The 11,980-nt window shown below is 71.7% G+C and carries 11 protein-coding genes and 4 pseudogenes; 8 read left to right on the top strand and 7 right to left on the bottom strand.

The window, feature by feature from the left end:
- The coding region (locus tag FF86_RS36790) for a hypothetical protein (protein WP_206779086.1) at positions 1-225 on the top strand (225 nt) is incomplete at its 5' end.
- 422 nt (positions 226-647) lie between these two features.
- On the opposite strand, the gene FF86_RS30160 is transcribed toward FF86_RS36790, so the two are convergent.
- Positions 648-1,217 (bottom strand): RDD family protein, encoded by a 570-nt coding sequence (locus FF86_RS30160; RefSeq protein WP_044888666.1) that lies wholly within the window; start codon positions 1,215-1,217, stop codon positions 648-650.
- Between the two features lie 1,974 nt (positions 1,218-3,191).
- Between FF86_RS30160 and FF86_RS63465 the strand changes: the two are divergent.
- From FF86_RS63465 to FF86_RS30130, 5 genes and pseudogenes are all read left to right on the top strand, one after another.
- Positions 3,192-3,287, top strand: a pseudogene (locus tag FF86_RS63465) (dynein regulation protein LC7); the annotation flags it as partial.
- A 30-nt stretch (positions 3,288-3,317) separates the two neighbouring features.
- Positions 3,318-3,569, top strand: a 252-nt coding sequence (locus FF86_RS30145) for a roadblock/LC7 domain-containing protein (protein WP_242419902.1), incomplete at its 5' end; no start/stop codon positions are given.
- A 223-nt stretch (positions 3,570-3,792) separates the two neighbouring features.
- The gene (locus FF86_RS30140; protein ID WP_044888662.1) at positions 3,793-4,029 is read left to right on the top strand and encodes a hypothetical protein; all 237 of its coding nucleotides are present in this window, start codon (positions 3,793-3,795) and stop codon (positions 4,027-4,029) included.
- A 262-nt stretch (positions 4,030-4,291) separates the two neighbouring features.
- Positions 4,292-4,966, top strand: coding sequence for a peptide deformylase (gene def, locus FF86_RS30135; protein WP_044888669.1), 675 nt, complete (start codon positions 4,292-4,294; stop codon positions 4,964-4,966).
- 138 nt (positions 4,967-5,104) lie between these two features.
- Positions 5,105-5,722 carry a class I SAM-dependent methyltransferase gene (locus tag FF86_RS30130; RefSeq protein WP_055406019.1) on the top strand — a complete coding sequence of 206 codons (618 nt, stop codon included), beginning with the start codon at positions 5,105-5,107 and terminating at the stop codon, positions 5,720-5,722.
- Here the strand turns inward: FF86_RS30130 and FF86_RS30125 are convergent.
- The 6 genes and pseudogenes from FF86_RS30125 to FF86_RS61145 all read right to left on the bottom strand — a co-directional run.
- On the bottom strand, positions 5,705-6,880 hold the full coding sequence (locus tag FF86_RS30125; protein WP_044888660.1) for a hypothetical protein: 1,176 nt from the start codon (positions 6,878-6,880) through the stop codon (positions 5,705-5,707). The genes FF86_RS30130 and FF86_RS30125 overlap by 18 nt on opposite strands.
- Positions 6,867-7,095: pseudogene (locus FF86_RS61155) on the bottom strand (SAM-dependent methyltransferase); the annotation flags it as partial. The pseudogene FF86_RS61155 and the gene FF86_RS30125, both read right to left, overlap by 14 nt.
- Position 7,096: 1 nt before the next feature.
- Positions 7,097-7,598: class I SAM-dependent methyltransferase (locus tag FF86_RS30120; RefSeq protein WP_242419901.1), on the bottom strand; the 502-nt coding region annotated here is incomplete at its 3' end.
- Positions 7,599-7,608: 10 nt separating this feature from the next.
- Positions 7,609-9,030, bottom strand: a complete 1,422-nt coding sequence (locus FF86_RS30115; RefSeq protein WP_052681649.1) for a glycosyltransferase family 4 protein — start codon at positions 9,028-9,030, stop codon at positions 7,609-7,611.
- A gap of 270 nt (positions 9,031-9,300) precedes the next feature.
- Positions 9,301-9,575: pseudogene (locus FF86_RS61150) on the bottom strand (Ohr family peroxiredoxin); the annotation flags it as partial.
- A 1-nt stretch (position 9,576) separates the two neighbouring features.
- Positions 9,577-9,714 (bottom strand): annotated as a pseudogene (locus tag FF86_RS61145) (osmotically inducible protein C); the annotation flags it as partial.
- Between the two features lie 170 nt (positions 9,715-9,884).
- Here FF86_RS61145 and FF86_RS30105 point away from each other — a divergent pair.
- A complete protein-coding gene (locus tag FF86_RS30105) occupies positions 9,885-10,523 on the top strand; it encodes a TetR/AcrR family transcriptional regulator (RefSeq protein ID WP_044888657.1) in 639 nt (212 codons plus the stop codon).
- A 1,256-nt stretch (positions 10,524-11,779) separates the two neighbouring features.
- The coding region (locus FF86_RS30100) for a DUF4277 domain-containing protein (protein ID WP_044887431.1) at positions 11,780-11,980 on the top strand (201 nt) is incomplete at its 3' end.

Genomic DNA, 11,980 nt, shown 5'->3' with positions numbered 1-11,980 from the left:
CTCGCACCGCAGCTTGAACGCACGACAACCGGCCCGGTCAGTGACGGGGAAGCCGAGGCATACCGGCTCGGTGGCGCGGCCATGATCGACCGGATGCATATCGCGATCGGCGAGGCATGGGCGCCCCGACGACTCGCCGCGCGGGAACACCGACGGCACATCGGCCGACCCGGCCGACCCGAGATCACCGACGAACCCGACGAAGGATCGCAACTCATCACCTGAGACGAGTGCTAGCAGACTGCTTGCAAAAGTTAGCGCCCTTCCCTTTCGGCATCGGCTCGGGTCGCTTCGAGATCGCGAGCACGAAGAGGGGCTCCCCGGTTTCCCCGGGGAGCCCCTCTATACGCTCGGCGATCGTTCGGCTACATCATGCCCGTCCGGCTGGAGGGCTTGCGGCGTTCCCGCAGGTAGCGGTCAAGATCGGGGTTCAAGGTCCACCCTCGGAGCTCCACCCTTGGCCAGCAGGCATTACCCTCTTTCCCGCCACTCCGTCGGTCGCGGGGCGGGCGCGAGCAGGTCCGCGGAGCGTCGTCGCCTGGAACGGGTGGGACCACAGCGGCGCTTCCCACCCGTTTCGGCCGCAGATGCCGGGTCGGCTCGGCGAGGCGCCAGTCGATTCGCCGCTGCCCGACCGGCATGCTCGCTTATCCGCGCAGTACCTGGGTGCCGCCGGCGAGGCGGTCGTGGATGCCCTGATCCCGCGGGTCCGCGTTGATCGTGACGGCGATGACGACGTTGGCCGCCAGGAGCAGGAATGGCCCGAGGATCGGAATGATGTTGAACAGTAGAAACAGCTCACGGACCGCGGCGTTGTTGGGCCCGGGCCGCCCGCCGCTCGGCCCGACGACCCGCAGACCGAGCGCCTTCTTGCCCGGCGTCGTGCCGAGAGCGACGTCGAAGCCGACGAAGTAGGCATAGGTCACGACGGCGGTGAGGGCTGTCCATCCGAGCCCGTAACCGAGGATGAAGAAAGTCGTGATGTTGACGACGGTGAGGATCAGGTTGTCCAGAATACGGGCGCCGAACCGGACGCCCAGTCCGGGAAGTGCCGCACCCTGGGGTTGTCCTGCCCCATAGCCGGGTGCCTGGGGATACGGGGGATAGCCGGGCGCCTGGCCATAGGCCGGTCCCTGCCCGTAGGCGGCCGGCCCCTGGCCGTAGGCCGGTCCCGCGCCCTGGTTGTACTCGTCGCCGTAGGGACCGTTGGTCGTCATGAGTGCTCCTGCTCTCGTCGAGGCTGCCGGTGTGAACGGTATAGATGTGCCGAACTCCCCGCGCGGACAACAGGCTATAGTCGTATGTTTGACACCCTGCTTGAAGTGGGATGAGTGGCGCCGATACGCTTCCGATGATTCGGTACCGGCTACGAGCGTGTCGGGCGCCGTGGGAGCCCGCGGTTCCGCAGGCGAACGGCGAAGGCGATGCTTCCACCCTGCGTTTCTGGCCAGACGTTTACCAGCTGACAACTCGGCAGCGTGTACAAACAGGGGCAGCGGCACCAGCCAGACCGCCCCGTGGGACCATGCTCGGGAATGTATTGATGGGCCGGTGCGACCGGCGTCGATCGAAGCCGACGCGGTAGTCAGTCAGCGTGTCCGGCGGCGGACAGGAAGACTGTGGTCGGGCGGGCGGACGCCGTCGCGGTGGGGAGGAGAACGGCGGGGAAGGGGGGTGTTCTCCACCATTTCCCGGCCTTCTCCAGAATCGTCTTCACCCGCGAGGTGCGGGATTTTCTCGCGCGCCCGGTGCACCCGGTCGCCATAGTCAGGCAGGCCGGACGCGCCGCCGCGCTCAGCGTCGGACCTGACCGGGGATCGCCCCTGCGGGGGTGGAAAAACGATCCGGCCATCCCCCGCGAGCGACGCCAGGTCCGTCATCACCGGGAACAGGCCGCGGCCCACGGTGAACGCGATGTCCCGGCAGGTCCGGCGGCCGTCGATCCGGGCCAGCAGGTCGGCCTGCGCCCCGCCCGTCGTCCGGTGTCGTGCCGATGCCGTCGCCAACCGAGGGCGGGCCTGGGGCTCCAGGCTCAGGTCGGCGCGCCAACGGGAGGCGCTCGCCAGCCGTCGGCGCGTCTCCCGGATGGCCCGCTCGACCTCGATTCCCGGCTCCACGGGCAGCACCGGGGGTAGGAAACCGGGGCCGGCGGGCTCCGTGGCCACACTCGCGATCCGGGTCAGGGCCAGGGCGAACAGGGCGTCCATCGTGGCCATCCGGGTCACCACCTGTACGCCCGCGCTGCCCAGCAGCCGGCGTTCGACCAGCGCCGTCGGCAGCCGGCCGCTCGGCGCGGCCGCGGCGAACACCTCGGTCCACTCCTCGTCGGAGATGCGCCCGGACCGCAGCAGCAGCGATTCGAGCCCGGGCGCCGCCGAGGTGGTGGCGGTCGTGAGCAGACCCTCCCGAAGGACAACCTTCCCGCTCGCCTCGCCCAGCACCACAACCGCACCCGAGAATTCCTCCCGGGCCTGCCGCCGGAGTGCAGCCAGCAGGATGTCGACGCCGNCCGGCATTTCTTCCGCCGGCTGTGTACCCCTCTCCTCCTTGTGGGGTGGGCCGTCGGTAGAAGAAACGGGACTCCGCGTGTTCTTTATCTCATCCGGCATCGTGGGGTCCTCGATGTGACAATCCGTTCGCGCACGGGTACGGTCGCCTCGTCTACACGATATGCCCGCCGACGTGCACACGAATACCAAAAGGCCTGCCGACGTAACTTCGTCATGCTGTCAACGGGTTGAAGGGTACCTCATGGACATCGAGACCGCGCTCAAGGAAGCAATGACAATCGACGGTGCGATCGGTGTTTCGCTCGTCGATTACGAGAGCGGAATGATGCTCGGTTCCGCCGGTGGCGGCCGGACACTCGATCTCGAGGCGGCCTCGGCCGGCAACACCGACGTCGTGCGCNCCAAGGCCCNCACCCTCGACGCCTTGGGGATCAAGGAGGGGATCGAGGACATCCTCATCACCCTCGATCAGCAGTACCACCTGATCCGGCTGCTCCATCGCGGTGGCAGCCCGCTGTTCTTCTACCTGGCCCTGGACCGGCNCCGGGCGAACCTCGCGCTCGCCCGGCACAGCCTGCGCGCCATCGCCCGCAACCTCGACCTCTGACGGCCCCGGCAGACGCCGAGTGGTGAGCCCTGTCGGTCCGCGCGGACTTCCGTGGCGAGAGAAATGAGGCATCGATGAGCACAAGCACGATCACCGGTGGGGTACTCGCCGAGCTCCACACCCTGCGGGAGCAGGTTCCGGGCGTCACCAGCAGCGCCGTCGCCTCCGCCNACGGCCTGCTGGTCGCCGCCGACGCCGANGGTGTCCGACCCGAGGTGCTCGCGGCCATGGCCGCCGCCGCCCTCGGCCTCGGCCGCTCCACCAGCCAGGAGGCCGGGATGGGGCCGCTGCGCGAGGTGATCACCCGTTGTCAGGGCGGGCACATCATCGTCTACGCGATCGGGGAGACCAGGCTGCTCGTCGTCCTGGGCGACGAGGGTCTCGACCTCGAACGCCTGCACCTGCAGTCGCGGCCCGCCGTGACCCGCCTCGCCGGGCTTCTCGCCGCCTGAGTCCGTCCGGGGTACCGGCTCCCGCGGTGGGCCGGTACCCCGCGACAGGCTCGCCTTCTTCCTGCTTCCGGTCACCGCGCCAGCCTGTGGATAACCGGGGATTGGCACNCACGGGCCAATGCGCTCGGGGCGGTCTGTATGTTCGAATGCCCCCGTGCAGCCGTGTTCATTATGTGGCCACGAGTGGTCGTATCACCACGGCTCTGGACATTTATCCCCATGGGTGACCTGTACGTCCGGCTCGGTGAGCTGCTTCTGCCGGCGAACCGTCGAGGAGGCCCACCACGAGATGGGCGGCGCCTCCGGGCCGATGTGCGTCACCTGTGGGCAGCGTCCCGCCGAGGACACCCAGTGCCGTCCGTGCCGGGAGGAGCGGCAGCGCCGCGCGGAGGAGGAGTTCGCCGCCTGGTGGGAGCAACTCGGCCGCAGCCGTCGGGCCGGCCGCCGTCCCTCCCGCTGACGGTCCGCGGCCAGCGACCGACATGCCGGGCGTCGTCGCGTGAACCGCTCCACCGGCCCGACGGTGAAATATTCGGCTGGGGAGCGNCGATCCGTCGCACGGACGGCGGGAGCGTTCTGCCAAGCTCGTAGGCACAGCATGTCGAGGATCGGCGGCGGCCCGGTTCGGCATGGCGGACGGCGGGTGGCGGGTGGGGCCCGGCCGGCACTGCGCCGCCGTCCGTGCGGGCGCGCCGACGGTCGGATGGAAGGAGAAGCCCGCCATGGCCTCGCGTACCGCGCGATCGGATGAGACGAACGAGAAACGGGATCTGCGGGTCCGGGTCCTGGGAGAGCCGGTCGACGCCTATCCCGAGGTCCCGCCCGAGGTGGCGCGGGGCACCATCCGGCGCATCACGGTCGTCGGGGAGCCCATCCTCCACCGACCCTGCCGGAAGATCACCGAGTTCGGCACCCCGGAACTCGCCGCCCTCATCGACGACATGTTCGCCACGATGTACGGCGCCGAGGGGGTCGGGCTCGCCGCGAACCAGATGGACGTCGACGCCGCCCTGTTCGTCTACGACTGCACGGACGAGGACGGTGTCCGGCACGTGGGGCACCTCGTCAATCCGGAGCTGGAGGAGTCCGATCCCGCCGAGCGCCGGCTGGTCAAGGGCGAGGAGGGCTGCCTGTCCGTGCCGGGCGCCTACATGGAGGTCGCCCGGCTCGAACGCGCCGCCGTCCACGGCCAGGACTCCACCGGTGCTCCCGTGCGGCTGGAGGGCACCGGCTACTTCGCCCGGTGCCTGCAGCACGAGACCGATCATCTGTACGGCGGTCTCTACCTCGACCGGCTGTCCAGCCGGGGACGCAAGAAGGCGCTGAAGGAGATGGCGGAGCGGGCCGAGGAGGTCTTCGCCCGCCGCACCGAGGTGGCCGAGACCCTCGGCAGGTAGCCGCCGGCGAACCGGCGCCGGATGACGGCCGGTCGGCGAACCCGGGGCACTAAGTTCGGTACCGGCCGGATCGGGCGGTACCCGCCAGCCGGCGGGAAACGGGACGGCGGCACGACGACCCAGGGAAGGGAGCCGGCGGTGGACGCGGCATTGCGGCAGGTGGCCGAGGGGGCGACGGGCTTCATGCCCCCGCAGGAGGGGCTGGCGCTGTACACGGCGGCCACGACCATCCCGGCCGGTGGACTGATCTGCGAGGTCGGCACGTACTGCGGCAAGTCCACCCTCTACCTGGCCGCGGCGGCCCGGGCAGCGGGCGCCACGGTGGTCACCGTTGACCATCACCGCGGTTCGGAGGAGAACCAGGCCGGCTGGGAGTACCACGACACGACCCTGGTCGATCCGCGCACGGGCCGCCTCGACACGCTGCCGTTCCTGCGTCGGACGCTGGAACAGGCCCAGGTCGAGGACGTGGTGACGGCGATCGTCGGGCGGTCCGAACAGGTGGGGCGGTGGTGGTCGACCCCGGTCGCGCTGCTCTTCCTCGACGGCGGGCACACCGAGGAGCAGGCCCAGGCCGACTACTCCGCGTGGGGGCGCCACGTGGCCCCCGGCGGCCTGTTGGCCATCCATGACGTGTTCCCCGACCCCGCCGATGGCGGCCAGGCGCCGTACCACGTCCTGCTGCGCGCGCTCGACGAGGGCTTCCGCGAGCAGTCGCAGACCGGGTCGCTGCGGGTGCTACGCCGCGTCGAATGACCGGCAGCCGCACGCCGGTGGTGCGGAGTCCGGTGCTGCCAGCGGGTCGCCGTCGGGCGCCGGACGCTGGTCGGGCGGGCGCGGCTCCCTGCGGGAGCGGCCCGCGTCGGTGTCGGCCCGGCCGTCGAGCGGTGGGTGCAGCCCGACCGGCAGGTCGTCCCCGCGGAACAGCGTCTCGGTGACCCCGCCGGCCAGCGTGTCCGCCGCGAGGATCACCGCCGCGGCGGTCCACGTCGACTGTTCGACCGGCCAGAACGTGCGGTTGGCGAACTGCCAGCCCGTCCAGTAGCCGCCGTCGTCGTGCCGCAGATGCTGCATGTCCGCGACCAGCTTGGCCGCGGCGTCCGTCTCGCCGACCAGGTGCAGGGCGATCGCGAGTTCGCAGGTCTCCGCGCCGGTCACCCAGGGCTCGTCGGCCACGCAGCGGATCCCCAGGCCGTCGACGACGAAGTCGTCCCAGCGAGCGGCGAGCCGGGCCCGGCCGGCGGAGCGGCGCAGCGCCCCGCCGATCACCGGGTAGTACCAGTCCATCGACCAGCGGTCCCGCGGCGCGAAGTACTCGGGATGCGCGACCAGCGCGTGATGCAGCGCGCCGGTCGCCCGCTCCCAGGCCGGCGGCACCTCGCCGACGAGCGCGGCGAGCGCCATCCCGCACCGCAGGCTGTGCAGGGTGCTGGAGCAGCCGGTGAGCAGCGACTCGGGATAGTCGACGCCGTCCGACCCCCGCGCCCACCAGATCTGGCCGCTGGGGGCCTGCATGTCCACGACGAAGTCGAGCGCCCGGCGGACGACCGGCCAGATCCCGGCGGCGAAGGCGCGGTCCCCGGTGAGCAGCCAGCGGTGCCAGGCGGCCGTCGCCACGTAGGCGCACTGGTTGCTGTCGGCGAAGTCCTCCCTGACCGCCCCGGCCACGTGGCTGGTTGCCCAGGAGCCGTCGGCCCGCTGGTTGCGGCGCAGCCAGGCCCAGGCGGCGTCGGCCGCGTCGACGAGGCCGCCGAGGTCGAGCGCCATGGCGCATTCGAGATGGTCCCAGGGGTCGGTGTGGCCGCCGGGATACCAGGGGATGGCGCCGTCCGGTTCCTGGGCGGCGGCGATCGCGGTCGCGGTCGCGGTGAGCGCCTCGGGGGTCAACACCGGTGCAGACTCAACCGACCGCACGCGCTACCTCCGGTTTTCGTAGGTACAGGACGATGCTCTTGCCGATGACCGGATTGAGGATCCGTTCGGCGAGCCGCGTCACCTGGGGACGGCGCATCATGTCCCACACCAGCAGCCGGTGGTAAAGCCGCGTCGCCGGATGGTCGTCGTCATGGACACCGACGAGACACCGCAGCCACCAGTACGGTGCGTGCAGGGCGTGGGCGAAGTGGGTGNCGATCGGCTCCAACCCGACGGCGGTCAGCCGCTCGCGCAGCTCGGACTGCCGGTAGATGCGGATGTGACCGCCCTCGACGGTGTGGTAGGCCGTCGACAGGCTCCAGCACACCTGCTCGGGCAGGCGGTTCGGGACGGTGACCGCCACCCAGCCGCCGGGCCGCAGCACGCGGGCGATCTCCGCCATCGCCGCCGTGTCGGCGGGCAGGTGCTCGAGGACCTCGGCGATGATGACCCGGTCGAAGGTGGCGTCCGCGAACGGCAGGGCGAGCGCGTCGCCGCGCACCCCGGCCGCCCGCGCCGTGGCCGGCGCCTGCCCCTCCAGGGCCATCGCGGCGAGCATCGCGTTCACGCCGCTGACCTCGCCGAGGGAGTAGTCCAGCGCGACGACGTCGGCGCCGCGCCGGAACGCCTCGAAGGAATGGCGCCCGGCTCCGCAGCCCAGGTCGAGCAGCCGGCAGCCGGCGGGCACGGGAAAACGATCGAAGTCGACGGTGAGCATGCGGCGCGGCTCAGCCGGCGAGCGTCGGCGACGCCGACGAGTTCGCAGCGCCCGGCGCCGACGCCGGGGCGGGCGGGACGGTGGAGGCCAGCCCGGCCGGGGCCGGCCAGGAGGCGGGTGTCGGCGGCGCCCACGACCAGGACGAGCCCGGGTAGGGCGAGCTCGGCGTCCCGCCCACCGCCGCGATCCGCTCGGCGTACCAGGCCGCGGTCGCGGCGCTCGCCGCCCGCCAGGAGAACCGCTCCTCCACCCGGCGCCGCCCGGCCGCCCCCATCCGGGCGCGACGCGCCGGGTCGTCGAGCAGCGTGCGGATGGCCCCGGCCAGCGCGTCCGGATCTCCCGGGGGGACCAACAGGGCCGCCTCGCCGTCGGCGCCGGCGACCTCGGGCAGCGCCCCGGCGGTCGTCGCGATCAGCGGAATGCCGCAGGCCATCTCCTCCACCGCGGGCAGGCTGAACCCCTCGTAGAGGGAGGGGACGACCGCGACCTCGGCGGAGCGCAGCAGCCCGATCAGCTCCTGCTCCGGCACGTTGGAACGGAACGTCACCGCATCGCCCAGGCCCAGTTCGGTCACCCGGCGCTGGGCCTGCCCGCCCTCGCGGACCTTGCCGATGCAGACCAGGTGCGCGGCGCGCTCGGAGCGCAGCTTGGCCAGCGCCTCCAGCAGCACTCCCAGGCCCTTGAGCGGCACGTCCGCGCTGGTCACGACCACGATGCGGCCGGGGACGGGGATCGTGCCGGCGGGCGCGGGGGTGAAGACGTCGGCGTCGACCCCGAGGGGCACCGTGTGCATGACCTCCGACGGCAGGTCCATGTCGGCGATGATCTCGCGCCGCGAACTCTCGGAGGGGATGACGATGCCGTCCAGCCGCTGCGCCACCCGGGCCTGCATCGGCAGGAAGGAGTACCACCGCCGCAGCCCCACCCGGGCGGTGAAGCTCGACGCCGCGGCCAGACTCAGCCGGCGGTCGACGGTGATCGGGTGGTGCACGGTGCTCACCACCGGGATCCGGTAGGGACGCAGCGCCGCCCGCAGCGCCAGCAGCCCGTAGCCGAGCCCCTGGTTGTCATGGACGATGTCGAACGGCGGCCGTCCACCGGCCGCCCGGGGCCGCAGCGCCTGGTAGGCGCGCAGGCTGAACGACAGCGGTTCGGAGAACTGCCCGGTCCGCATCATCCCGAACTCGACGACGTCGGGCAGCGCGCGCAGCTCCGCCAGGCCCGGCCAGCGGAACGGGTCCGAGTCGCGGTAGAGGTCCAGGCTGGGCAGCTCGGTGAGATCGACCCCGTCGTCGAGGTCGGGATACGGCGGCCCGCTCAGCACCTGCACGTGGTGCCCCAGGGCGACCAGTTCGCGGGACAGATGTCGGACGTACACGCCCTGGCCACCGCAGGTGGGCAGGCTCCGGTACGACAACAACGCAATCCGCAACTGTGCGCCCTCCGTCCGTTTCGGGCCAGTCCTGGTCCCTCGACGTCGAGGGTGGCGCCGCTTCTTTCGCACATTAGGACATTGAGGTCCGATCTTCACGGTGTTCGCCTGCGACGCCAGTGGCCGGCCGGTCGCGGACCGGCCGGCCACAGGTGCGCGTCGACCTGCGGATCCGCCGGTCCACGCGTCGCAGGGACGCGTGGACCCGACGGACCGCGGGTCGGCTGTGGACTACCCGTCGGCTCGGCTGTGGACTCCCGGACGGTTCGGTCAGTCGTTGTCCACCAGGACGACCTCGGAGGGGATGTTGCCCTTTGTGGCGCGGGAGTACGGGCACATCGCGTGCGCCGCCTCGAGCAGTTCCTGGGCGGTGGCCCGCTCGAGCCCCGGGATCTGCGCCTCGATCCTCGCGCCCAGGCCGATGGCGCCCTCGTCGTCCCGGAGCAGCTCGATGGTCACCGACACCGCCGAGTCGGTGACGTCGACCTTCTTGCCCCGGGCGACGGCCTTGAGCGCGCTGTGGAAGCACGCCGCGTAGCCGGTGGNGAAGAGCTGCTCCGGGTTCGTGCCCGGACCGTCGTCCCCGCCCACTCCCTTCGGGATGGAGAGCTGGAGGTCCACCCGGTTGTCGCTGGATGCCACCCGTCCCTCGCGGCCGCCCCATGCGGTCGAGGTCGCCGAGTANATCGTGGTCGCCATGTCGCCTCCGTGTGATGCTGTGCGTCGCCGGACGGATACCTTCCGATCGCGGCGCGGGCTGTCGGAGCTCCGTGGAGCCTGTCAGATTTACGCAACCACGCTGGTGCCCTAAATATTCGCGGTCCANACCCACGTTTCCCGCTTAGCCTGAGCGGATGGTGCAGGAGGAGACGGAGCAGCTCGACCGGCCGCGGCGGGGACGCCCCCGTGACGCGACGATCGACACCCGCGTGCTCTCCGCCGCCGTGGACGAACTGGCCGAGCACGGCGTCGGCGGGTTCAGCGTGAACCGGGTCGCGGCCCGCGCCGGCGTCGCCAAGCGTGGCATCTACGTGCGCTGGCCGGCCCGCGACGATCTCGTCCTGCACGCGCTCGGGACCTTGGCGGCCGGGCTCGTGCCCCCGCGCACCGGGTCGCTGCGCACGGACCTGCTGCACCTCGCGCCCTACGTCGACGCGGTGTTCACCGAGCCCCGGCTGTCGATCCTCGCCCGGTGCATGGCCGAACTGCGCCGCTTCCCCGCGATGTACGCGGCGTTCCGGCGCGAGTCGGTCGACCGCTGCGCGGCCGCCATCGAGGACGCCCTGCACGACGCCATCTCCCGGGGCGAGGCCCGTGCCGACCTCGACACCGACCTCGCCGCGGGGGCCTTCCTGGGCGCCCTGCTGGCCCGGCACGCCTTCGGCGGCGCCCGCCAGCCCATCGACGATCCCGCCTTCCACGGCCGTCTCGTCGACTTCTGCGTCGCGGCCGTCCAGCCGGTCACCGTGACGCGCTCCGGCCCTTCCGACTGAGCCCCGCTCGCCGAACCCCCTCTCCGCTGAGCCCCGCTCGCCGAACCCCCTCTCCGCCGAACCCCCGCTCGCCGAACCCCCGCTCGCCGAGGCCCTCTCCGCTGGGCCCCGCTCGCCGAACCCCTGTCCGCTGGGCACGGTTCGCGCCCCGTTCGCGAGCGCGGCGTCGACTGAGCGTCGTCCGTCCGCGAGGCCCGTCGGTCTGTCGGGTGCTCCCCCCACGGCCGAGGCACGGTGGATCGCGGGGGACGGTGGTCACCGTGCCGGCCCGTGCCGCGTTGTCCACAGCCGTCTCCCTTGGGGGACAGCGTCGCCACCGACTGGCACCCACGGGCGGGCATCGTGCTGTCCACAGCTCGACACGCCCAGGCGTCGCGCAAGCACGCCGACGTCAATGCCGCTCGGTGGGCCATCCACAGAGGGAACGGTGACCATCGGCGCTGATCGCCGCCCAGAGCATGCGCTGTCCACAGGCGCTGCCGGAGTCCACGAGGGGCCCCGTGCATTCCACCCGTGAGGCGGTGGATGCCTGGAGTCAGGATGGTCGCCCATGAGCAGCGCCCTCGACCACCGGTGCGCGGGGAGGGCGCCCGTCCGGACTGCTCGGTGCCCACGGCCAGGTCCGCGAGCGCAGCCACGATCAGCTCCCTGACCAGGAGTTTTCCGGGTTCTCCACAGGAGAGGTGCCGGCCTTCACGGCCGCTGGGGACGTTCCTCTGCGGTCACCGCCGCCCGCCTTCCGTGTCGCCTGTGGATAACGCTCGGCCCGTCCGCCACCCTCCTCGATGAGGAGCACCGTGCCGCACACGGTGACCATCTATGGTCACCGTGGCCGACGGTTCGTCGCTGTCCACAGGGGCACGGGTCCGCGCGGCGAACGGTGCTCGACGGTCGTCCCCCGAGGTTCCGGTCCAGCTCGACGGGGCCATGGCGCGGGCACCGTGCCAGATGCGGCCGCTGACCATCCATGACCTGCGTTGTGCCGACCGGGCGTCCCGGGCGCCATCCGCAGGGCACCCGTCCACAGCAGGCGAGCGCCGATCCGGCCGGCACCCCGGGCGGTCATGGTCGTTTCCTCGGACGGTTACCCGTGTTGATGCCCGATATCCCTGTCCTTCGCACGTTCGTGCGATGTGACAGTTCCGTGATCTTTTGGTTGTTCCGTGTCGGGTTTGCCGCGGGGTGGAGTGGTGGGCCTGGCACGGTTCCCGCCTGTGACGGTCGTGGNGGGTTATGGACCTCCGAGCGTGGAGAAGATGCTCGGCGCGCTGCCGGTCGTGCGGGACTTCCTGCGCCGGCTTGGGGTGGCCAGCGTCGTCGACCGACTCTGCCCGGTCCGCGAGGACGCCCGGCTGACCCACGGCCAGGTCATCGAGGTCCTCATCGCCAACCGGTTGACCTGCCCGACCGCGATGGTCCGGGTCGCCGACTGGGCGGCGGCCTGGGCGGTCGAGGAG

Origin of the sequence: Frankia sp. CpI1-P, assembly GCF_001421075.1 — a bacterium.
Lineage (GTDB): Bacteria > Actinomycetota > Actinomycetes > Frankiales > Frankiaceae > Frankia > Frankia torreyi.
The sequence above is the reverse complement of the archived record's forward strand: the minus strand, read 5'-3'. Positions and strand labels throughout refer to the sequence as shown.

Excerpts from the sequence above, each read along its gene's own strand:
- FF86_RS30160 (WP_044888666.1), bottom strand. The coding sequence starts at position 1,217 with ATGACGACCAACGGTCCCTACGGCGACGAGTACAACCAGGGCGCGGGA.
- def (WP_044888669.1), top strand. The coding sequence starts at position 4,292 with ATGGCCTCGCGTACCGCGCGATCGGATGAGACGAACGAGAAACGGGAT.
- FF86_RS30105 (WP_044888657.1), top strand. The coding sequence starts at position 9,885 with ATGGTGCAGGAGGAGACGGAGCAGCTCGACCGGCCGCGGCGGGGACGC.